18 protein-coding genes are annotated in these 22372 nt (G+C 42.6%); 7 read left to right on the top strand and 11 right to left on the bottom strand.

Annotated features, from left to right (window positions below):
• Window positions 1-15 precede the first annotated feature (15 nt).
• The 4 genes from IM485_RS21290 to sufB all read right to left on the bottom strand — a co-directional run bounded on the left by IM485_RS21290 (window position 16) and on the right by sufB (window position 5208).
• Entirely contained in the window at window positions 16-1278 is a 1263-nt protein-coding gene (locus IM485_RS21290) for a SufS family cysteine desulfurase (RefSeq protein WP_287745432.1), read from the bottom strand.
• A 55-nt stretch (window positions 1279-1333) separates the two neighbouring features.
• The gene (gene sufD / locus IM485_RS21285) at window positions 1334-2659 is read right to left on the bottom strand and encodes a Fe-S cluster assembly protein SufD (RefSeq protein WP_287745430.1); all 1326 of its coding nucleotides are present in this window, start codon (window positions 2657-2659) and stop codon (window positions 1334-1336) included.
• 179 nt (window positions 2660-2838) lie between these two features.
• On the bottom strand, window positions 2839-3609 hold the full coding sequence (gene sufC / locus IM485_RS21280) for a Fe-S cluster assembly ATPase SufC (protein WP_287745428.1): 771 nt from the start codon (window positions 3607-3609) through the stop codon (window positions 2839-2841).
• A 156-nt stretch (window positions 3610-3765) separates the two neighbouring features.
• Window positions 3766-5208 (bottom strand): Fe-S cluster assembly protein SufB, encoded by a 1443-nt coding sequence (gene sufB, locus IM485_RS21275; protein ID WP_104396676.1) that lies wholly within the window; start codon window positions 5206-5208, stop codon window positions 3766-3768.
• A 223-nt stretch (window positions 5209-5431) separates the two neighbouring features.
• Between sufB and sufR the strand changes: the two genes are divergently transcribed.
• Window positions 5432-6070: an iron-sulfur cluster biosynthesis transcriptional regulator SufR gene (gene sufR / locus IM485_RS21270; protein WP_287745426.1), complete on the top strand. Its 639-nt coding sequence runs from the start codon at window positions 5432-5434 to the stop codon at window positions 6068-6070.
• 46 nt (window positions 6071-6116) lie between these two features.
• Here sufR and IM485_RS21265 read toward each other — a convergent pair whose 3' ends face one another.
• From IM485_RS21265 to purD, 3 genes are all read right to left on the bottom strand, one after another.
• Window positions 6117-7673 carry a CPBP family intramembrane glutamic endopeptidase gene (locus tag IM485_RS21265; RefSeq protein ID WP_287745424.1) on the bottom strand — a complete coding sequence of 519 codons (1557 nt, stop codon included), beginning with the start codon at window positions 7671-7673 and terminating at the stop codon, window positions 6117-6119.
• Between the two features lie 125 nt (window positions 7674-7798).
• On the bottom strand, window positions 7799-9025 hold the full coding sequence (locus tag IM485_RS21260) for a glycosyltransferase family 4 protein (protein WP_287745422.1): 1227 nt from the start codon (window positions 9023-9025) through the stop codon (window positions 7799-7801).
• Between the two features lie 208 nt (window positions 9026-9233).
• Window positions 9234-10499 (bottom strand): phosphoribosylamine--glycine ligase, encoded by a 1266-nt coding sequence (purD, locus tag IM485_RS21255; RefSeq protein WP_287745443.1) that lies wholly within the window; start codon window positions 10497-10499, stop codon window positions 9234-9236.
• Between the two features lie 449 nt (window positions 10500-10948).
• On the opposite strand from purD, the gene IM485_RS21250 reads away from it, so the two are divergent.
• From IM485_RS21250 to nusB, 6 genes are all read left to right on the top strand, one after another.
• The gene (locus tag IM485_RS21250) at window positions 10949-12313 is read left to right on the top strand and encodes a UDP-N-acetylmuramoyl-tripeptide--D-alanyl-D-alanine ligase (protein WP_287745420.1); all 1365 of its coding nucleotides are present in this window, start codon (window positions 10949-10951) and stop codon (window positions 12311-12313) included.
• Window positions 12314-12320: 7 nt separating this feature from the next.
• Entirely contained in the window at window positions 12321-13271 is a 951-nt protein-coding gene (locus IM485_RS21245) for an SdiA-regulated/phytase-like domain-containing protein (RefSeq protein WP_104396671.1), read from the top strand.
• Between the two features lie 28 nt (window positions 13272-13299).
• Entirely contained in the window at window positions 13300-13449 is a 150-nt protein-coding gene (locus IM485_RS21240) for a hypothetical protein (protein WP_287745417.1), read from the top strand.
• A gap of 80 nt (window positions 13450-13529) precedes the next feature.
• Entirely contained in the window at window positions 13530-14117 is a 588-nt protein-coding gene (gene hemJ, locus IM485_RS21235) for a protoporphyrinogen oxidase HemJ (RefSeq protein ID WP_104396670.1), read from the top strand.
• Between the two features lie 340 nt (window positions 14118-14457).
• A complete protein-coding gene (locus tag IM485_RS21230) occupies window positions 14458-15921 on the top strand; it encodes a DNA phosphorothioation system restriction enzyme (RefSeq protein WP_287745415.1) in 1464 nt (487 codons plus the stop codon).
• A 138-nt stretch (window positions 15922-16059) separates the two neighbouring features.
• A complete protein-coding gene (gene nusB / locus IM485_RS21225) occupies window positions 16060-16713 on the top strand; it encodes a transcription antitermination factor NusB (RefSeq protein ID WP_104396668.1) in 654 nt (217 codons plus the stop codon).
• Window positions 16714-16737: 24 nt separating this feature from the next.
• Here nusB and IM485_RS21220 read toward each other — a convergent pair whose 3' ends face one another.
• The 4 genes from IM485_RS21220 to IM485_RS21205 all read right to left on the bottom strand — a co-directional run bounded on the left by IM485_RS21220 (window position 16738) and on the right by IM485_RS21205 (window position 22026).
• The gene (locus tag IM485_RS21220; RefSeq protein ID WP_104396667.1) at window positions 16738-17205 is read right to left on the bottom strand and encodes a CYTH domain-containing protein; all 468 of its coding nucleotides are present in this window, start codon (window positions 17203-17205) and stop codon (window positions 16738-16740) included.
• Between the two features lie 21 nt (window positions 17206-17226).
• Window positions 17227-17637 carry a lactoylglutathione lyase gene (gloA, locus tag IM485_RS21215; RefSeq protein WP_104396666.1) on the bottom strand — a complete coding sequence of 137 codons (411 nt, stop codon included), beginning with the start codon at window positions 17635-17637 and terminating at the stop codon, window positions 17227-17229.
• Between the two features lie 530 nt (window positions 17638-18167).
• Window positions 18168-21272 carry an efflux RND transporter permease subunit gene (locus IM485_RS21210; RefSeq protein ID WP_287745412.1) on the bottom strand — a complete coding sequence of 1035 codons (3105 nt, stop codon included), beginning with the start codon at window positions 21270-21272 and terminating at the stop codon, window positions 18168-18170.
• A gap of 76 nt (window positions 21273-21348) precedes the next feature.
• On the bottom strand, window positions 21349-22026 hold the full coding sequence (locus tag IM485_RS21205) for a C40 family peptidase (protein ID WP_104396664.1): 678 nt from the start codon (window positions 22024-22026) through the stop codon (window positions 21349-21351).
• Window positions 22027-22372 lie beyond the last annotated feature (346 nt).

The raw sequence follows: 22372 nt of genomic DNA, 5'->3' as shown, positions 1-22372 counted from the left end.
GGGCTAGAAATCCCCCTAAGAAAAACAATTGGCAAAGAAATCGATAGTTTCCTGTAAAGCGACAATAAAGCTATCAATTTCTTCGCGGGTATTATAAAAATATAGACTTGCCCGCGCGCTGCCGGAAGCATCAAAAAGGCGGTGTAGAGGTTGGGTACAGTGATGACCGGAACGAATAGCGATTCCTTCGTGGTCTAATAAAGTGGCTAAATCACTAGCATGAATTCCTTCCACATTAAAGGCGGCTAAACTAGCCCGACCTTGGCCCGTTAAACTAGGTGATGGTCCGTAAATTCTTAAACCCTCAATTTCTCCTAATTTTTTGAACAAATAGGCGGTTAACTCTTCTTCGTAGGCATGAATATTATCCATACCTAAACCCATTAAATATTCTACTGCAGCACCGAGGGCAATCGCTTCGCCGATAGCGGGGGTTCCCGCTTCAAATTTGTGGGGCAGTTCCGCACAGGTAAAATGGTCTAAATAGACTTCTGCAATCATTTCGCCACCACCAAAAAAGGGCGGCATTGCCTCTAAAATCGCCTCTTTGCCGTACAAAAATCCAATACCGGTGGGGGCGCACATTTTATGACCACTAGCCACCAACCAATCACAATCTATGGACTGCACATCAATGGCTAAATGGGGGACACTTTGACAGGCATCAATTAATACTTTCGCCCCGACTTGATGGGCAAGGCTGACTATTTCGGCAACGGGATTAATACAGCCTAATGTATTAGAAACATGAAGGACAGCAACTAATTTAGTTTTGTCAGATAACAAGGATTTATATTGTTCTAAATCAAAGCTTTCTTCGCTGGTTAATGGCACATATTTAATCACCGCCCCCGTCTTTTGGCAGACAATTTGCCAGGGGATTAAATTACTGTGGTGTTCCATCACCGAGAGAATAATTTCATCCCCTGCTTTCAGGGTATTTAACGCCCAACTGTAGGCGACTAAATTAATCGCTTCCGTGGCGTTGCGAGTATAGACAATTTCCTGACGAGAAGCGGCGTTAATAAACCTAGCCACCTTATCTCTGGCCCCTTCGTAGGCTTCCGTTGCCCGGACACTTAAAGTATGCGCCCCCCGATGCACATTGGCGTTATCTTTTTCGTAATAGTTTCGCAGGGTTTCTAATACTTGAATGGGTTTTTGGGAAGTGGCGGCACTATCGAGATAGATAAGGGGTTTATCGTGTACGTTTTGATGGAGGATAGGGAAATCGGCGCGGACTTTTTGGGCGAGGGTTTTTTCTTGGATAATTGTCATTTTAGTCAGGAGTCAGAGGGGTACTTTGGGCAGGTTGACACCCACCCCGGCAGAGTTATTCCACACTGCGACAGGCGACACATTGCCCCAATCTTTGGCGGAGGGATTCTAGAGGAATTTTAGCTAAAATCTCGGCCGAGAAAGCATCAATTAACAAACTGCGGGCAGTGTCGGCACTTAAGCCCCGGCTTTGCAGATAGAATAAATCATCTGCTTCCAGTTGGCTAATGGTTGCCCCGTGGGAACATTTGACGTTATCGGCGGTAATTTGTAATTCCGGTTTGGTGTTGACTCGTGCCTTGTTAGAAATTAACAAATTCCGATTTAACTGGGAGGCGTTGGTTAATTGGGCGGGTTTGGGAACAAACACTTTACCATTAAAGATGGCGTGAGCGCTACCATCAACTATACATTTATGCAGTTGCTTGGTGATGCCGTGGGGATGGTTGAGATAGATGGCGCTGTGGGTATCGGCGGTTTGTTGTCCGGTAATCATGGCTAATCCGTACAGATTTGTCTCGGTTTGTGCTCCTTTTTGCAGGACATCGAGGTTATGACGGCAGAGTTTAGCTCCTAGATTTATCTCGTTGAGAGTGTAACGGCTATCGTGCGCTTGTTCAATTATCGTGCGTCCGATGTGAAAACCATCTCCCGATTCCCGTTGTACTCTGGTATGGATGACCTCGGCGTTGGCTTCGAGGTAAATTTCCGTGACAGCGTTGGTAAAATAAGAGTAATTTACAGGTAAATCGGAGCAATGTTCGGCTAAAGCTCCGTAATTCTCGATAATATTGACACTAGCTCCAGTTTCCGCCACGATTAGGCTATGGGGCTGATAAAAGCGGGGAATTTCCTCCACAACGGTGATAAATAGGAGATGTATCGGGGTTGTGACGACGGTGTTAGCGGTGACGTGAATTACTGCCCCATCGCTTAGTCCAGCTTGGTTGAGTGCGGTAAAAAATTCGGGGGTTTTTTCTTTGCCTAGATAGTTGACAAGAACATCTTTTTGTGCATTGGCGAGATTGCCGACGCTGACACCGGGGGGTAAAGCGGAAATATCGGACAATTCGGGCTGATAAATGCCGTTAACGAAGACTAGGTGGCTGTTTTTGGCTTCGGGCAGTAAAAAAACAGCTAGGGCATTTTTATCGATTGTAACGGTTTGGGGGGCGCGAAAATCGATCGCCCAGAGTTGACTTAAATCGGTGAATTGCCATTCTTCGTCTTTTCTGCCCGGGATGGCTAATTCTTGAGCTTTACTGGCTCCCGATTCTCTTAATTCGAGAATTTTACCGTTATCGATAGTGGGAACCGTTTCTCGCGACAATTTTAACAATAATTCTCCTGATTGTTCAGGTTTCGTGATTATGGCTGTCATTGGTAGGAGGGGATGTGGGGTAGTGGGGGAGTGGGGGAGTGGGGTGGTGGGGTAGTGGGGTAGTGGGGTAGTGGGGAAGCTGTCTCATCACCCTATCACCCCAAAACCCTATCACCCTATTTCCTGACTCCTGACGACCGGCTACTGACTCCCCAGACTTCTGATAACTGATAACTAGATTACTTAACGGCTAATACTTGTTCGTCGAGGAAATCGTAGCCAGTTCTTTCTAATTCGAGGGCTAATTCTTTACCGCCACTGGTGACAATGCGCCCATCGTACATAACATGAATAACATCGGGTTCAATGTAGTTGAGCAGACGCTGATAGTGGGTGATAAGTAAAAAAGCGTTATCGGGAGTAGCTAATTGATTGACTCCCTGGGCAACAATTCGCAAAGCATCGATGTCTAAACCGGAGTCAATTTCATCGAGGATTCCTAAAGTAGGTTCTAATAAAGCCATTTGGAGGATTTCATTACGTTTTTTCTCACCACCAGAGAAACCTTCGTTTAAACTTCTGCCAAGAAAGCTAGGATTCATCTGGACAACTTCTAGTTTTTTCTCGACTAATTCCTCAAAGTCAAAACTATCTAATTCTTCCGAGCCTAAATATTTTTGTCGGGCATTATAGGCAACGCGAAGAAAATCAAGGTTACTAACGCCGGGGATTTCTAGGGGATATTGAAAAGCGAGAAAGATTCCCATGAGCGCTCGTTCATCAGGTTCTTTTTCTAAAAGGTTTTCGCCTTTATAAATTATTTCTCCCCCAGTTACTTCATAATCGGGATGTCCAGCGATTACTTTGGAAAAGGTGCTTTTACCTGAGCCATTGCGCCCCATAATTGCGTGGGTTTCACCTGCTTTAATTTCGAGGTTAACTCCTTTAAGAATCTGGTTTCCGTCAATACTAGCGGTCAGATTTTTTACCGATAAAATTACTTCACTCATGGGATGTTTTTCTAGAACAAAAATATTAGTTTTTGGGGTTGACGGCGAATTATCAATTGATGGATAAATTGTCTTAGCTTTTGGTGGGTTACGGCTATCGCCTAACTTAGCTTTTGGTGGGTTACGGCTATCGCCTAACCCACCCTACTTTACTGATTATCCCACGGTTCCTTCTAGCTTGAGACTGAGGAGTTTATCAGCTTCGGCGGCGAATTCCATCGGTAATTTACTGAGGACATCCTTACAGAAACCACTGACTAACATAGAGACAGCATCTTCCTCGGAAATACCCCGTTGTGCGAAGTAGAATAATTGGTCTTCACCGATTTTAGAGGTAGAAGCTTCGTGTTCTACTTTAGCACTGTTGTTATCCACCTGAATATAGGGAAAAGTGTTAGCTTCGGCATTATCTCCAATCAGCATAGAATCACACTGGGAGTAATTTCTTGCTCCCTTGGCTTTCGGTCCCATTTTCACTAAACCGCGATAACTATTTTGGGAGTTACCCGCAGAAATTCCCTTAGAAATAATGGTACTCTTGGTGTTGCGGCCAATGTGAATCATTTTCGTACCTGTATCGGCCTGTTGTTTGTTATTAGTTAGGGCAATTGAGTAGAATTCCCCGACGGAATTATCGCCAACTAAGACACAACTGGGATACTTCCAAGTAATCGCTGAACCAGTTTCTACTTGCGTCCAAGAAATTTTAGAATTAACTCCTTTACACAGACCCCGTTTAGTGACGAAATTGTAAATACCTCCCTTACCATTGGCATCGCCAGCGTACCAATTTTGTACGGTCGAATATTTAATATCCGCATTATCGAGGGCGACTAATTCCACGACGGCGGCATGAAGTTGATTACTATCGTACATCGGAGCGGTGCAACCCTCTAAATAACTTACCGATGCCCCTTCTTCAGCGACAATTAAAGTTCTTTCAAATTGTCCGGTCTCACCGTTATTAATCCGAAAATAGGTGGACAATTCCATCGGACAGGCAACACCTTTGGGAATAAAAACAAAGGAACCATCGCTAAAAACGGCAGAATTAAGAGCGGCAAAATAATTATCACCCACGGGAACCACAGTACCGAGATATTTCTGCACCAAGTCGGGATGTTCCTGTAAAGCTTCCGAAATAGAACAGAAAATAACCCCCTGTTCTGCTAGTTTTTCTTTAAAAGTTGTGGCGATAGAAACGCTATCAAAGATAGCATCGACGGCCACGTTAGAAAGGCGTTTTTGTTCCGAAAGGGGAATGCCTAATTTTTCAAAGGTTTCGATTAAAGTGGGGTCAACTTCTTCAAGACTGTTGAGTTTTTCTTTTTTCTGTTTGGGTGCAGAGTAGTAGATAATATTTTGATAATCAATGGCAGGATAGGAAACGTGCGGCCAACTGGGTTCGGTCATCTTTTGCCATTGATGGTAGGCCCGGAGACGAAAATCGAGCATGAATTCCGGTTCCTTCTTTTTTGCCGAAATTAGGCGAATAATCTCCTCATTCAAACCGCGAGGGATGGTTTCCGATTCAATATCGGTGATGAAACCGTACTTGTAGGGTTGGTTAACGAGGTTTTTAACGGTGGTTGCACTCATGGGGGTTAGTGTTCTCTCTACGCGGTAGGCAGGGGAGGCAGTTAAACAACTTTCCTGTTGTTTAAATTGATTATATAATAGATTAACAACAAAGCTGTTGTCAAAGTCACGGAAAATTTGAGAGGATGCTGGTAAACCTCTGTTATTCAGGTTACTCTGGAAGGGTAATTGGCCGCTCCTTGACCCTCAGCAATTGTACGCTAAAGCCTTTGTTTTTGGTATCATGACCACGACTCAACCCGCCTCGACGAAAGATGATATTCTACAATATTTGCTCAAAAACGGTCAATCTACCGCCCAAGACTTGGCTGAAGAGTTAAGTATTAGTCCGCAAGCGACGCGCCGCCATCTTAAGGATTTGGAGGGGGAAGGACTGATCGAATATTTTGCGGTACAAAATAAGATAGGACGGCCTCAGCACATTTATCGTCTCAGTCGTCAAGGTCGTAGCCGTTTTCCCCATAATTACGATAATTTCGCTATTTCTTTCCTCAATACTCTCGTGGAGACGGTGGGAGAGCAACAGGTGGGGGAAATTCTCAAAAAACAGTGGCAACGCAAAGCGGCAGAATATCAATCACGCCTCGGCAAGGGGTCTTTAGGGGAAAGAATGAGAAAATTGCTGGAAATTCGCCAAGAGGAGGGTTATATGGCAGAATTAGTGGCACTGGAAGCAGAAAATAGTTATATCCTGGCCGAGCATCATTGCGCTATTGCTGAGGTGGCTGGTTCCTATCCCAGTATCTGTGGCCATGAATTAGAAATGTTTGCCATGCTGCTTCCCGATTGTACGATCGAACGGACTCACTGGATCAATCAAGGTGAGCAACGATGTGGTTATCTAATTAAGTGCAAGGGTTGAAAGGGGAAGATTAGTTATCTCTAGACTAAGAGACTTTTTACCTCACCTAACCCGCACCGCTGCCCAATAAAAATAAACTTAACAGGGTGCCACCATTCCAGAGACTATGAACCAACATCGAGGATAATAAATTTTTCGAGCGAGTGTAAACAAAGCCAAGAACACAACCTAGGACGGTTAAAGGCAGCACTTCTGACAAATTTTGGTGAGCAAGGGCGAAAATCAAACTACTAAGCGCAATTGCACCCCAGACAGGCAGATAACGAGTCAAAGAAGCTAGTAAAAAGCCGCGAAAGACAATTTCCTCGAAAAAAGGAGCGACAAGGGAAGCAGTAAAGCCAAAACAGACTAAAGCGAAGGTATTCTGGGATTCTAGGGCTAAAGTCAGCAGCGGGTTACTGCCTCCTTGTCCTTGCCAAATTAGTTGATTTAGCAAAGAAACGATAATAACCAGGGGTAAAGCGACGAAATAGCCAGCTAATCCCCAGAGAAGCCAAGGACTAAAGAGGTTAAAACGAAACCAATCGGGAGGTAAAGGGCGAAAAGGCTTGATTGCTAGATATAAAACCGATAAACTGCTCACTGTTAAGGCTAAATAACTAACTACAACGTATATTGCTTTAGCTTCTAGGTTAAATTTTTCGGGATTGAGACTCAAGGAACTCGATAAAATCCCGAAAATTACCGGTAAAACAATTTGTCCGACGAAAAAGAAACCGATAATTATTCCCCACCAGAGGGTTTCTCCTCCCCACTTAGTTTGCCAAGCGAGACTATCATCTAAAAAGAGCAGCGCTCGCCGTTTACGGAGCAGCCACTGCACTAATAAAAAGACCAACAGCACAATACCGATTAAACCGCCGATAAGAGGCAACAAAGCCAGTAAAATTAGTTTAATTAAGGCATTAGCAGCCACTTCACTCTGTTCTTCCTCTAAAGCGAGTAAATCCTCTTGACGATTTTCGAGACTATATAATTTTTCCAGAATGGTATAACGAAACCATCCTTGAAAATTGCGCTCGATTCTCGCTTCAGCATCGGGGGCAATTTGGGGGGGTTCACTGTACAATCCCTCTAACAGCAGCGCATTTTTTAAAACAGCAGGTTTATAGTTCTCAAATTCTGATTTTTCCTTGATGTCTTGCCAGATTTGCCGTGCCGAATCCAAGTCACCTTGACTAGCTTGAATGAGACTTAATTTTAGCTCTAAATCCTTTAGGGAATTGATGTCGCGCTCAAGGGATTTTTTTTGTTCGGGATTAACTGCTGATTTTTTTAGTTCGGTGATTGTTTTTTTGGCACTTTTCTGGGCTGATAAATACTGTTCCTCGGCGGTGCTGTAGGGGTCTTGACCGATCAGGGAAGTTTGAATTAATTTAAGATTAGCAAATTCTTCGCTATTAGGGTCAGCATCGCTGCTGAGAGTCGTAGCTTGTAGGTTGAGATTGGTTTGATACAGTTGAATATTCGATTGGATTTGAGGCTGATTAACACTAGAAATTAAAGCTGTAACCACTGGAGTTAACGCAATAATTGTTAAGACAAAAGCGATCGCTTGTTTGAGACTTTGCCAGGGGAGTTTTTTTGAAAAATTATCGAACATGAAAATAGGGAATTGGGAGTTAGGGGTTAGATGGTGGGGTTTTAGGGTTTTGGGGTTTTAGGGTTTTAGGGTTTTAGTTGAATTTCCTCATTTCCCCATTTCCCCATTCCCCTATTCCCTAATTATTAACTAACTACTTGAGAAAAAAGCTTTTCGTATTGATCTAAAGTCTTTTCAAAGGCATAATTTTCCTCTGCGTATTGTCGTCCCCTTTCTCCTAGTATAGTTGCTAAATCTGGGTTTTTGTATAGCTTTAAAATAGCTGTAGCTAATGCCTCTGGATCTTCAGGAGTAACCACCAAACCACCACCACTACGCTCGATCGCCCTAGCGGCGGTTCCATCGGCGGGAACAGAAGCAATAATAGCACGACCACTAGCTAATAATACCTGAATTTTGGACGGCATATTAAAGGAAATAACGTTATGTTTTTGCATCACCATACCCACATCGGCGGCGGCTAACATTTCTGGTAATTTTTCCCGGGGTTGAAAGGGTAATAAAAGCACATTACTAGCCCCCTGTTGTTGGCGATACTTTTCTAGGCGATCGAGTGCCTCTTTTTTACCAACAATTACCACTTTAATTTCAGGAATATTAACTAAGTGAACTGCGGCATCGATTAAAGTTTCCAAGGGTTGAGTTAGGGCAATATTGCCAGAATATAAAACAACAAACTTGCCCTCAAGATGATTTTCTTGGCGGAAATAATTATGGTTTTTCGGCAGAGGTTTAATAAAGCTGACATCCACCCAATTAGGAATCTCAATAATTTTCTGACTCGGCACATTTTTAGTTAGAAGGTTTTTGGTAAAACCATCGGCAATAACTGAGATTTTACTGGCAGTTTTGTAGGCAAATTTTTCGAGACTACTAAAAACCTTAATCATTTTCTGATTAGTTAATAATCCCACATGAACTGCCGCATCAGGCAGAATATCCTGTAAATTTAGAATAATCGGCACCCCGTATAATTTACTCAATAAAGCGGCGGGAACGCAAACGGGTAATCCGGGGACAGTTAAGAAAATTAGATCAGGTTTTTCGCCTTTGAGAGCCTGAAAGAAACTCAAAAAAACAAAGCTCAATTCAAAGAAAATTCGATTTTTTAAACTTCTTTGGGGGCGGGCCCAAACGTAGGAACGTTGAATTTTAACACCATTTCGTTCTTCTTCTAGATAGATTTTTCCTCGGTATTCGGGATCGATTTCACTATTAGGATACCAAGGAAAGGCGGTTAAAACCCTAACTTGATGACCTCTTTTAACCAATCCCTCCGCCAATTCTGTCATTAGGGGAGCAATGCCGATCGGTTCAGGATAATAATTATAAGAATAGAGCAAAATTCGCATAGGGATGGCAATTTGGTTGGGCGATTCAGTTTCATGATTTTATCAATAGTTACTGGTTTTTTGACAAATCAGATTCGCCTTTGTCAGGGATTACCCTAGAAAGAGGTGAGCATTCGGTCAGAGAGGCGGAAAAAAGGGGAAATTGGCTAATAAATTAATCCTCAAAACCCCTAACTATTCTCCCTTACCCCTGCATCAATACTGACCCTTATTTTTCGCGTACCCGGTGGCCGATATCGCGACGATAATAGATGCCCTGAAAGTGTATCCTTTTCACCGATTGATAGGCAAGTTCGATCGCCTGATTAAAATTAGACCCCATAGCAGTGACACCCAAAACGCGGCCGCCATCGGTGAAGATATCGCCGTGTTTTAAAACCGTGCCGGCGTGGAAAACGATCGCTCCCTCGGTTTCAGCGGCCTTAATTCCCGTGATTAACTGGCCTTTTTCGTAGTGGTCGGGATAACCAGCAGAGGCAGCCACCACACAAACAGCACTACCGGACCGCCATTGTAAAGAGGGAAAATCAGTTAATTTTTGTTGAGCGCAAGCCAGCAGTAGGGGTGCCAGGGGAGTTTCCAGTAGGGGTAAAACCGCTTGGGTTTCGGGATCGCCAAAACGACAGTTAAATTCGAGAACTTTTGGCTCTCCGGCGGGGGAAATCATTAAACCCGCGTAGAGGACTCCCCGATAGTCAATGCCGCGTTTTTGCAGGGTGGCGACGATGGGGGCGAGGATGTCTCGGTCCACCGCTTCGATAATGGTGGCGGTGGCTATGGGTGCGGGGGCATAAACTCCCATACCGCCGGTATTTTTGCCGGTATCGCCTTCACCGATGCGCTTGTGATCTTGGGCGGGTAGCAGGGAACGAAAGCTGATCCCATCGGTGAGGGTGAGGATAGACACTTCTTCCCCTTCTAGGAATTCTTCCACCACGACTTTAGTAAAGCCACTGGTAAAAAGATCATCGATCGCTTCTAGGGCTGTATCTACGGTTTCGGCGACAATTACCCCTTTTCCTGCGGCTAATCCGTCGGCTTTCACCACGATGGGCGCTCCTTGCTCTCGGATATAAGTTTTTGCTAATTCTGCATCGGTAAAGGTTTCGGAAGTGGCGGTGATAACTCCGGCTTCGCTCATTAATTCTTTGGCCCAGGATTTGCTCGATTCAATTAAGGCCCCGGTTTGTGTGGGGCCAAAAACCGTTATTTCTTGGGACAGAAGATAATCGGTAATGCCGAGGGATAGGGGATATTCTGGACCGACAACCACCAAATCGACGCTATTTTCCTGGGCAAAACGGCTAATTTCAGCAAAATCCTCCATTGCTAGGGGGATATTTTCACATTGAGGTAAAATTGCCGTTCCCCCATTACCCGGAATACAGAACACTTGTTCAACTTCGGGTGATTGCAGCAGTTTCCAAGCCAGGGCGTGTTCTCGACCACCACTGCCGATAACGATAATTTTCACGGATAAACGCAGCCTAAATGACGATGGCTTAATTATCCCCCAGTTCCGGGGTGCCATTGGCTAGAAGTTGAGATTACTTAACTTTTTAATCCCCGCTCCCCACCTGTTGAGCAAAACCCTTGCCCTAGTCCTACGGAGGTGATCAGATAACTGCTGTAAAGGAGTCAATTGTGATTAGATAGTAGATGCTCCCTTCTTAGGCTGTCCCTATTTTGGGTCATTCTACTGAATTGAGTTGGCTCTCTCGGACATTGGCTGAAAAATATTCACAATATTAGATTATGGGTGCAAGCAGTTCGATAAACTCCCTGACCACGTTGCGCCCCTACATGACACCAGCTCTGATTGAGAGGGCCAAGAAAAATCGATTTTATCTGATCTAAGTCCCCGTTAACCATCAATCTATCTTCTAGATTATTCGGAATTTACTCTAAGTATTTTTATTGTCTATGCCCTGTCATTTATCCCTCAATCAACTAGCTCAATTATTGTCCTTACAAGATAAGACTGACATAAGTTTTAGTCCCGATAGTTTAGTATCTGGCATTAATACCGATAGCCGTAGTATTGAGCCTGGACAAGCATTTTTAGCCTTAAAAGGTGATAATTTTAATGGTCATGATTTTATCGATATGGCTATCGAAAAAGGAGCGGCGACCTTGATTGTCGATCAGCCAGTTTCGGTAAATTCTTCTAAAAATATTCCTGTATTCCTAGTCCAGAATACCCTAGAAACCTATCAGCAATTAGGCCATTGGTGGCGTAATCAATTTACTATACCCGTGATTGCTATTACGGGATCGGTGGGAAAAACCACCACTAAAGAATTAATCGCCTCCCTATTAGCAACCCGGGGAAAGGTACACAAAACCCTGGCTAATTATAACAATGAGATCGGAGTGCCGAAAACTCTCCTCGAACTGGATGAAACTCACGATAGTGCCGTAATCGAGATGGGAATGCGGGGACGAGGAGAAATTGCCCTGCTCGCTCAAATCACCCAACCGACCATCGCAGTGATTACTAATGTGGGAACCGCTCACATCGGTCGTTTAGGGTCGCAAGCGGCGATCGCAGAGGCGAAATGCGAGTTATTGGCCGAGTCTCCTTCTGGTAGTATAGCTGTTCTTAACTACGATCACCCTTTACTTACTGAAACAGCTAAACGGGTATGGCAGGGGGAAACAATTACCTATGGCTTCTCTGGCGGCGATATAGTCGGAGAATTACTGGATTTAACTACTTTACGAGTCAATGGACTAGATTTTAACTTACCTTTATCCGGTCGTCATCATGCTTTAAATTTTATGGCAGCCTTGGCTGTAGCGAAAATTTTAGGCATCGATTGGACTTCTTTGCAAGAGGGAATTAAGGTTAATTTACCCAGTGGTCGGGCCAAACGTTACCAAATAGAGCCGGATATCCTACTCCTCGATGAAACCTATAACGCGGGTCTAGAATCAATGTTAGCGGCCTTGGATTTACTGAAAGCTACCCCCGGTCAGCGTCATATTGCTGTTTTAGGCACGATGAAGGAGTTAGGGTCTTTTTCGGAGCAATTACATCGCCAAGTGGGTGAGAGGGTGCAAAAACTAGGCATAGATCGCTTGTTTGTCTTGGTGGACGACCCAGAAGCTAAGTTTATTGCTGAGGCGGCTACTGGGGTCGCTTGCGAATGTTTTCAAACTCACGCAGATTTAATTAATCGTTTAAAGGAAGTGATCGACTCTGGCGATCGCATTTTATGCAAGGCTTCCCATTCCGTCGGTTTAAATCGCGTGGTGGAGGAGTTAATCAGTGATATTGGGAGTTAGGAAATAGGTGTTAGAGAATAGAGCATTTTTTAGCAAGAATAGCCGACTAAAAACTGTTTTTTCGGTTATTTTAACGCTAATTTTCTTTTTTTCGGCCGTTCAAGTCTCTTTTGCCCAAGAATCGAGACGACTGGATACTTATCTCCCGGATCTCAGTGGTTTAGCTTGGGTAGAAGCGGATATTTTTCTAGGGGTTCACGATGCCAAAAATAAGGGCAAAAATAGTGATCCATCTCAAGCAAGGCTGAGTCTTTTACAGCTACCTACGCAGGAAAAACCCCTATTATGGCAGGTTTTAAGGGTAGATTGGCCAAATCCAGAGGGATTGAGTAACGATCTCGAAAGTATTACTCATATTCCTCAAACTAACTTATTTTTGTTGGCTGAAAGTGGCGAGAAAAAACCTTTTCAAAGACTGTTTTTAGCAGCATACAACCAGCAACAAGTCAAGATAGTTGAGCAAATAAATTGGCCGATCGCGGTGGAAAATGTAGAGGCGATCGCTGTTAGTCGGCAAGGCGATCATTATCTATTTATCTACGCAGAACGGGCCGATAGTCAAGAGAGTACAAAGATTCGCTGGACGGATATCTCCTTCAATCCCTTAAAATTCGGGGAATTTCAGTCGGTAACTTTTCGGAGTCCTTTTGGTAGCGGTAAAAATATTCGCCCCATCTCCGATTTAGCCGTAGATAAGCAAGGTAATATCTACATAGCTTCTGCTTACGATCCAGATAGTGCGGGAGTGTTTAGAAGTGCTGTTTACCGTATTGGTCAAGTTACAGCCGATAATAGCCTAATTCTTGCCCCTAATCCCCAAAAAATTGCGGAAATCGACGGTGCTAAAGTGGAGGCGGTGACTACCAGAGAATCTCCTAGAGGTGAAGTAGAAGTCTTTATCGGTACAGATGACGAGAATTATGGCGGTTTTCTGCGACCTTTGCTCTTAGATAATTAGGGTTTGCTGTACTGAATTTAAACTGCCTATGAGAATTTTTAGTACAAATGCTCGAACTTTCTCTCCCCACACCCCACACCCCTCTCCCTTCTCCCTGCTCCCCACACCCTACACCCCACACCCCACACCCCTCTCCCTTCTCCCTGCTCCCCAACCGCAACCCCTATTTTCCGTCTAAACTTTTGTATAGGGACAGTCTGGGAAAGCATGGATAACTCTTAGACTAATTAATTCGGGACTCACATCACAATATAGACTATGGCTTACTATTGGTTTAAAGCATTTCACCTGATTGGGGTAGTTGTTTGGTTTGCGGGACTATTTTATTTAGTACGTTTGTTTGTCTATCATGCGGAGGCAGCAACACAAACGGAACCCGCACAAGCTATTCTGAAAGCACAATACGAGATCATGGAGAAGCGACTCTACAATATCATCACCACACCGGGGATGATTGTCACCGTGGCCATGGCGATCGGTTTAATCTCCACAGAACCGGAAATTTTAAAATCGGGATGGTTACATATTAAATTATCCTTTGTGGCTCTTTTACTGCTCTATCATTTCTACTGTGGTCGCATCATGAAGAAGCTAGAAAAAGGGGAATGTAATTGGACGGGACAGCAATTTCGGGCCTTAAATGAAGCACCAACCCTGTTATTGGTAGTTATTGTCCTTTTGGCAGTATTTAAAAATCAATTACCCCTCGATTTGACCACTTGGTTAATTGTAGCTTTAGTGGTATTAATGGCAGTGACAATCCAACTCTATGCTAAAAAACGTCGCCAAGATCAAGAAAAACTTCGGCAAAATACTCCCCAAAAAGAAGAAGTAGTGACCATGTAAATTATCCTCTAATCATTCCCTAGGTTTCTAGGATAACAGTTAAGAGTGGTTTGATAGCTTTGGGATGGTCTTTTTAGTCCATCCCAATTATATAGGGAGCAACCTTTAGCTTTTAGATTTTTGGCTTTTTGCTACTTTTGAGCTTATACAAAAACTATTTTTAATAGTGTGATGAACTGCCAAGCTATGGATTGTTTCTCCCACTTCCCACTTCCCACCATCCTATACCTTTTAAACAGGATTTAGTATAAACCTCTTGCAAACAGGAAACGCTATAAATAAAAACAATCTCCTGACTCCTGACTCCTAACAACAATTTTTGATTTTTACAAGAGGTACTATGAATAGTTGCTGGATAGATTGGGAAAAAATAACTAGAAATTTTCTTAATTCCCGCAAACTCAAGCAAGTTGCTGAATTGCGAGGATTCTATAGAGTCAATCCCTCTGGTATTCCTAGAATTCCTCCCGATTTGGAATTGAGAGACTACCAAAATACAGCGATTATCAGTTGGTTTCGTAATCGGGGACGGGGAACTTTAAAAATGGCCACCGGCAGCGGTAAAACTATTACTGCTTTAGCTATTGCCATGGAACTTTACCAAGCGATAGAACTGCAAGTATTATTAGTAATTTGTCCCTATCGTCACCTAGTTAATCAATGGCAACGAGAAGCCGAAAAATTTAATCTTAAACCGATTTTAGCCTACGAAAGTGTCCATACATGGCAAAGTCAACTATCGACAGAATTATATAATGTGCAAGCGGGTAATCAAAAATTTGTCACTATTTTAACTACTAACTCAACTTTTATTAGCGAGGGTTTTCAATCACAAATCAAATTTTTTCCTGATAAAACTTTAATCGTTGGTGATGAATCCCATAATTTAGGTTCCCCCCGATTAGAAGAGTTATTACCCCGTTCTTTAGGTCTAAGATTGGCTTTATCCGCTACTCCTGAAAGATATTTTGATGAGGAAGGAACCGACGCTATTCTTGATTATTTTGGACAAATTCTACAACCAGAATTTACCCTAGCTGATGCTATTAACAAAGGTGCTTTAGTCAATTATTTTTATCATCCAGTCTTGGTTGAGTTAACTGACGGTGAGGCTTTATTATACGCAAAATTAACCCAAAGAATCGGCTGGACTTTGCAGAAAAATAGTAATTTAAATGGCAATGAAAATTTAACAGCACTGTTAATGCAAAGATCGCGATTAATTGGTTCAGCGAGTAATAAATTACAGGCTTTACAACAACTGATGCAAGAGCGTTTAGATACGGATCATACTTTATTTTATTGTGGGGATGGTTATGTAGAAAATTATACGGCTAATTATCGTCGTCAGGTAGAGGCTGTTACTCATTTATTGGGCAATCAATTAGGTTATCGAGTTGCTACCTACACCGCAGAAACTTCTCTAGAAGAACGAGAAAAAATTCGCCAACAATTTGAGGAGGGTTATCTGCAAGGATTAGTGGCAATTAGATGTTTAGATGAAGGAGTAGATCTGCCATCAATTCAAAACGCAGTCATTCTGGCTAGTAGTGGTAATCCTCGACAATTTATTCAGCGTCGCGGGCGAATATTGCGACCCCATCCCGATAAAAAACAGGCCACTTTATTTGATATGATTGTTATGCCACCCACCTTAGATCGAGAAACCTGGGAAGTAGAAAGGAATTTATTACGCAAGGAATTAAAACGCTTTCTAGAGTTTGCTCAATTAGCTATTAATGCTCAAGAAGCTGAGACTAAATTAGGGGAGATTCAAGATAGATATTGTCTTTTGTCTCATTAAAACTTGAAAAGTTAAATCTTTGGCGGCTTTTATGCTAAAATAGAGGTTAGTTAAGAATTGATCGCCGAGAAAAATTAACCCAACCGAATAGCGATCAATAAAGTTGTATAATTTTCTTTCCTCTCCTTCTAAACTTCTATGCCTCCCCGTCAACAACCCCGTCGCATTGCTCGAGAACTTGCCCTTTTGAGTTTAAGTCAGATTAAAGGCAATCCTGAAAACCTAGAACAGCAAACTTTAAACGATTTAATTTTAGTCGCAGTTAGAACCTTAACCCTAGAAATTCAAGAAACCTTAGAAACCGCTGCTGCTGAAATTAGTCGTGGTAATGAACGGATTCTCGCTAGTGATACTAAGGCAACAAATCTAAAAAGCGCCCAAACTATGGTAAAAGAGGCAATTTCTCTTACCCACAATGCCATTAATCGTTTAGGAACCGTGATAGATTTTCCCGAAATTGTCCAGTTATCTAGTCAGTACGAAGTGCGGGAATATGCCCTAGAATTAATCGGTACAGTCTATCGTCGTCGTGCGGAAATCGAACAGGAATTAACCAGCGCTTTAGTGGATTGGCAACTACATCGTTTACCAAGAATCGATCGAGATATCCTGCAAATTGCCGTGGCAGAAATGCTCTATCTCGATATACCTCAAAAAGTAGCAATTAATGAGGCGATCGAGTTAGCCAAACGTTATTCTGATGATGAAGGTTATCGCTTTATTAATGGCGTTCTCCGACGGGTAACGAATAAGCTAAACGAAGCAGAAAAAGCCGTATCTACCCAGGGTTAAACTGGGAGTAAATTAATACTACAATCACCACATTTTATAGGGAAATTTCTGTAAATTGATATTGTAGTATCGCTCATCTCCCGTGACTTCTTCGCCGATCCAATCGGGCATAGTAATGACTTGATCCTCTTGTTCTAACTCAATTTCAGCCATAATCAAACCTTGATTATCCCCCAAAAATTCATCAACTTCCCAAGTTAAATTATCCAAAGAAATGCGATGACGAATCTTTTCAATTAAAGGTTTTTTACAGAGGTTTTCTAACATCAGTGCCGCATCTTCTAGGGGAATTGCATACTCGAATTCCAGCCGACTAATGCCCTCAGTCTTGCCTTTAATGGTTAAATAACCCCGATCTCCAACTACACGAACCCGCACGGTTGTCAATCCATCTTGGGTGGGAATATATCCCTGACGATACAACTTGCCAGTCGCAAGCGATCGCCAGTGATCCCCTTTAACCAGAAACTTCCGTTCAATTTCAACAGACATAAGCTTTTGACAACAATAAATTTAAGCCCTAGCCAGGGCAGCACCCTGGGTTCCTAGTTGAATTAACTCGATCTTGTAGCCATTAGGATCTTCCACGAAAGCAATCACGGTAGAACCGTGTTTCATCGGGCCAGGTTCCCTAGTGACATTACCACCAAGAGCTTTAATTTTCTCACAGGTGCTATAGATATCATCCACGCCTAGCGCAATATGACCGTAAGCATTACCGACTTCGTAGCGATCGACTCCCCAATTATAGGTCAGTTCGATGACAGCATGATTAGCCTCATCGCCATAACCGACAAAAGCGAGAGTAAATTGACCATTGGGATAGTCTTTCTGGCGCAGTAACTTCATTCCTAGCACATCGCAGTAAAATTGTAGAGATTCCTGCAAATTATTGACCCGGAGCATGGTGTGTAAGAGACGCATGATTATTTAGATGACATCGATCGAAAAATTACTCATCTTTGATTGTAACCAGTCCTTGGGCTTTCTTATCTCCTTGAGGCTCAACAATTATACTAATACAAATGTACGAATTAGCTGTAAAACCACTTACTCCCATAATAGCTGTGAAAAAAATCAACTCTCTGGCAACACCGAAATCACTATCTAGAAGATTTTCTCGGTCTATCGTGTATTTAGTGGTGAAGTTGATTAAGTCAAGACAGTCTTGATCGCGATTTTTCTAGGGGAGTTGTGAAGGTAGTAGGTGGTATAGCGGTTCTCGCATCTGTGCGGCACACTTAAACCTTTGCTGATTAAGCTGTTCAGGATCGGGAATGTACCTCTTGTGAATCAGAAACGCTATATCTTTCTCTAAAAAAATGGAGAATCACTTTGGGGAACTGTTTGGTGTTTTATCCATGACTACAATGCACAGCAAAGCAAAGGATTAAGCCGCCATCACTACTACCGAATCACCACCCATAATTCATAATTCATAATTCCCAAGAAGATTATTTTCTAGAGAATAAAACGTAAAAACAGGGAATAATAAACAGAGTTAACAGAGTTGCTAAAGACAAACCCGAAAAAACGACAATTCCTAAAGGTTGCAGGAATTCTCCCCCCTCTCCTAATCCTAAAGCGAGGGGAAATAAACCTAAAACCGTGGTCACGGTAGTCATTAAAATCGGTCGTAAACGTTGGGGAGCGGCCTTTAAAATGGCTTGTAGCCGGGTAAAACCGAATTCTTTCCGCAATTGATTCGCCAATTCCACCATAATAATCGCATTATTAACCACAATGCCCACCAATAAAACCACCCCGACGATGACAATGGCATTAATCGGGGTTTTAGTCCAATATAGTCCGAAAATTCCCCCCGCTAGGGCCAAAGGAACGGTTAACATAATCACCAAAGGGTCTATGAGCGAGTTATACTGCACAGCCATGACCACAAAGACTAAAAATACCGATAAACCCGCTAATAAACCCAAAGAACCCTGAATTTCTTGATTAGACGTGGCGGCAGCACTGGGTAAAATGCTGATACCATCGGGTAAGGGAGTAGCGTTTAAAACCGATTGTACCCCCGCGAGTGCGTCACTTAATTTCGCACCCTCGACTAAACTGCCGATAATAATAAAAACTTGACGCTGATTAATTCTCTGGATGACCCCGGGGGTTTTTCCCGCTTCAATCCGGGCTATATCTGCTAATTTTAAGTCTTCTTGCCTATTGACAAAAATAGGTATTTGTGATACGTCACTAATTTTTTGCCGCGAGTTGGGGTCTAATTGCACCCGGATATCGATTAATCTTTCTCCCCGTTGCAGTTGGGTGGGGATCGATCCTTGAATAGCGGTCCGTAGCGTTTGTCCCACTTCCAGGGTACTCAATCCCAAACTATTTAAGCGGGTCCAATCGGGTTTAATCTGGATTTCTGGTTGTCTGGGGTCAGCATCGGCACGAAAACGCGCACTAGGGACTTTTTCATCGAGAATACCGAGGATTTCTTCACCAGCTTGCTCTAAAGTTTTCCCATCGCGTCCCTGTAACATCACATCCACGTCAGCACCAACGGAGGGAGAGTTATTAAGAATAATACCGCGCACTTGACCGGGAGTGAGACGCAAACGCACGTTAACGAGGTTTAATTGCTCTAGTGCTTTGCTCATGCGTTCGATATATGCTTCTGTATTAGTGCCTTGTTTGAGATTAATCGTACTAGAAGCACGCAAAATATTTTCATTGGTAGTTGTGCCAAAAAGAGAACCGCCACTGGTAGTAAAAACGTACTTAGTCTCTGGTTGTGATAATAAAATCTTTTCTACTTCCCGCATCACCTGACGGTTAGCATTTAAATTGGTACCCGGGGGAAATTGAGCAAAAACGTTCACCTGTCCGGTTTGAATACGACTAAAGACTTCCTGGGGGATATATTGCCAGAGATAGAAACTACTTCCCCCTAAAATTAAAAAGGCCAGCAGGATAACAGGTATTCTGTAGTGGATGATTTTAGCTAAAAAACGACCGTAGAGGATGGTTAAACCTTCTAGACGTTGACTAAAGACTTTTAAGAGCCAAAACCGATGGATACCACTAGAAACCCGCATATTTAACAAACGACTGGCCAACATGGGAACAACAGTTAACGCACACAACAGAGAAGCAGCCACAGCAAAACTGATAGTGAGGATAATCTCGTTAAACAGCAGGGAAATAAAACCACCCAGTAGTAAAAATGGCAGGATAGAGACGAGATTAGTCGCAGTGGAGGCCAATAAAGCAGATTCTACCTCTTGGCTGCTATTACGGGCAATTTCTAAAAAATCTCGCTTATTTTGGTTTTGATTAACTTTGAGGGCAATATTTTCCAGCATGACGATGGAATTATCCACCACGATACCCACCCCTAGGGCCAATCCTCCCAAACTAAACACATTTATCGATAACCCGAATAACTTCATACAGATGATTGCGACGAGGGTAGAAAGAGGAATCGCTAGGGTAATGATAAAAGTCTGTCGCAGAGAACCGAGAAAGACGAATACAGTCAATCCTGCTAGAATTGTCCCCGCTAGTCCCGAGGAAACCACGTTATTAACCGCGTTTTGGATAAATACAGACTCATCGGTAGTGGTGACTACTTGCATTCCCCCGGTCATTAACCCGGATTTTGTTAATTCTGTAATGCGTTTTTTGACCCCTTCTACCACAGCAATCGTGTTCGCATTCGGTTGTTTTTGGACGCTAACCCTGACGGCATTTTTTCCATTTAGGGTGACAAAAATTCTTTGTTCTTCTGTCCCATCGATAACTCTGGCCACATCCCGCAGATAGATTTTTTCTTCGGGATTATTACTATCGGTCAGTGCTAAATCTTGGATATCCGCTACGTTTTTAAATTTCCCCACTGCACGGGTTAAAGGTTCCCCAGTTTCTCCCTCTAGTCGGCCCCCAGAGATGTCCTGATTGCGTCTTTTTAGGGTGTCTAAAACCTGATTTAATCCCACTCCTAAAGATTGTAATCGCTGCAGGTCAATATTAACTTGAATTTCTTCTCTAACTCCCCCAATCACGTCCACCACTGCCACTCCTCCCACAAATCCTAATTCTCTCCCTAATTCTTCATCGGCAAATAATCTTAAATCTTTTAGGGGTAGGGTATCAGAAACGAGAGCGAATTCATAGACAGGTAAACGAGAGGGTTCAAATTTGTTTAAGCGCGGTTCCTCAATAATATCGGGTAAATTTTGTCGGACACGATTAAAACTTTCGGTAGCTTCATTTAAGGCAACATTTAAATCTCCCCCCGGTTGAAAAAATAAATCTACTCGCATCCTTCCCTCGCGAGTTTCTGAATAAACTTGCACTACTCCCTCGGTGGCACTCATTCCTTCTTCTAGGGGTTTAGTTACTTCTTCGAGAATAACTTCCGGGGACACTCCAGGGACATTCATCCTTAAACTAATGCGAGGATAAGTGATAGAAGGAAGCAAATCTACTTGTAAACGATTTAGAAAAAAAAGACCGATGATGATAACTGCTATAGTTAACATCAATACTCCTATGTGACGACGAATTGATAGACCGCTTAGGGAGATGTTTTCTAACATGATTATCTATGGGGGAGAGTAAACAGTGAACAGTAAACCCATAACTGATAACTGATAACTGGTAACTGATAACTGATTAATTGTGCATAACTCGACCAAAACTCCATAATTTTTGATAATAATGACGACTAACGCTATCCCTATCATCAGTAAGTAGATTTATAGCGATACCATTGTTACCTGTTTCTTTTCCTGAACTGTGGATATATTGATTATTACCTAGATATACAGCCACATGATTAACTCTTTTATCACCAAAGAAAATTAAATCTCCTGGGAGTAATTCCTCTCGGTTTATTTTTTGACAAAAAGCTTCCTGTTGATAGGAATCCCTCGGCAACCAAATGCCAAAAGTGGCAAAAGCAGCCTGGATTAATCCTGAACAATCGTAATTAGGTGCAAGGGTTCCACCCCAGAGATAATGATTGGTACGGTTCCTTGCTTCCTGAGTAAAAGAGATAATCTCAGGAATATGTTTTTCTATGTCGGAACGAGTTAGAGGAATTTTTTGATAAGCTGTGGTGGCCACCGCAATTGCATCTAAATCTTCTCCGCATAACCAAGCTAAATAATTATCCTCCCTTAGCTGAATTTGTAGCCCTTTTTCGGTAATTTCTAGGGAAATAAATTTTAATTGTCTTCCCCGTTGTGCTTGGGTAGCTAACTCTTGACAACTGGGAGAATTGTAGAGATTTAAGTCTCTTATACAGAGATATTCCTGGGTGGATGATGGGGGAAGGGAGATGATTTGCATAAAAAATAGATCAGAATTTATTGACAAAAAAAACTGCCAGACTAGCCAAAAGCTAAGGAATAAAAACAAGGAGAATAACCTTAGTTCTGTTATCTTCAAGTTTCCACCTCTCTTAATTCTTGGTTACAGATATAATCTATAACTGAACCGAATCCCTGAAAAATTATTTAACCTCTGGCATAATTAACTTTTCAGGGTTCAAAAACGGGCTCTTCTAGGTTCTGTGTGAGCATGGTATAATAGTAACACAGAACAGGAGGTGGGTTATGTGGATAAATTTTGATCAACTCCTCGATTTACCAAATGTAACAGTGGTCAATTATCAAAAAATTGATGAGACAATTTT

This window comes from Microcystis sp. M169S2, from assembly GCF_020245865.1.
Classification (GTDB): Bacteria; Cyanobacteriota; Cyanobacteriia; order Cyanobacteriales; family Microcystaceae; genus Microcystis; species Microcystis ichthyoblabe_A.
Note: the sequence above shows the minus strand (reverse complement) of the source record. Positions and strands in the feature narration are given on the sequence as shown.

Coding starts and splice junctions, on each gene's coding strand:
- IM485_RS21290 (WP_287745432.1), bottom strand. CDS start 1,278: ATGACAATTATCCAAGAAAAAACCCTCGCCCAAAAAGTCCGCGCCGAT.
- sufD (WP_287745430.1), bottom strand. CDS start 2,659: ATGACAGCCATAATCACGAAACCTGAACAATCAGGAGAATTATTGTTA.
- sufC (WP_287745428.1), bottom strand. CDS start 3,609: ATGAGTGAAGTAATTTTATCGGTAAAAAATCTGACCGCTAGTATTGAC.
- sufB (WP_104396676.1), bottom strand. CDS start 5,208: ATGAGTGCAACCACCGTTAAAAACCTCGTTAACCAACCCTACAAGTAC.
- sufR (WP_287745426.1), top strand. CDS start 5,432: ATGACCACGACTCAACCCGCCTCGACGAAAGATGATATTCTACAATAT.
- IM485_RS21265 (WP_287745424.1), bottom strand. CDS start 7,673: ATGTTCGATAATTTTTCAAAAAAACTCCCCTGGCAAAGTCTCAAACAA.
- IM485_RS21260 (WP_287745422.1), bottom strand. CDS start 9,025: ATGCGAATTTTGCTCTATTCTTATAATTATTATCCTGAACCGATCGGC.
- IM485_RS21250 (WP_287745420.1), top strand. CDS start 10,949: ATGCCCTGTCATTTATCCCTCAATCAACTAGCTCAATTATTGTCCTTA.
- IM485_RS21240 (WP_287745417.1), top strand. CDS start 13,300: ATGAGAATTTTTAGTACAAATGCTCGAACTTTCTCTCCCCACACCCCA.
- hemJ (WP_104396670.1), top strand. CDS start 13,530: ATGGCTTACTATTGGTTTAAAGCATTTCACCTGATTGGGGTAGTTGTT.
- IM485_RS21230 (WP_287745415.1), top strand. CDS start 14,458: ATGAATAGTTGCTGGATAGATTGGGAAAAAATAACTAGAAATTTTCTT.
- nusB (WP_104396668.1), top strand. CDS start 16,060: ATGCCTCCCCGTCAACAACCCCGTCGCATTGCTCGAGAACTTGCCCTT.
- IM485_RS21220 (WP_104396667.1), bottom strand. CDS start 17,205: ATGTCTGTTGAAATTGAACGGAAGTTTCTGGTTAAAGGGGATCACTGG.
- gloA (WP_104396666.1), bottom strand. CDS start 17,637: ATGCGTCTCTTACACACCATGCTCCGGGTCAATAATTTGCAGGAATCT.
- IM485_RS21210 (WP_287745412.1), bottom strand. CDS start 21,272: ATGTTAGAAAACATCTCCCTAAGCGGTCTATCAATTCGTCGTCACATA.
- IM485_RS21205 (WP_104396664.1), bottom strand. CDS start 22,026: ATGCAAATCATCTCCCTTCCCCCATCATCCACCCAGGAATATCTCTGT.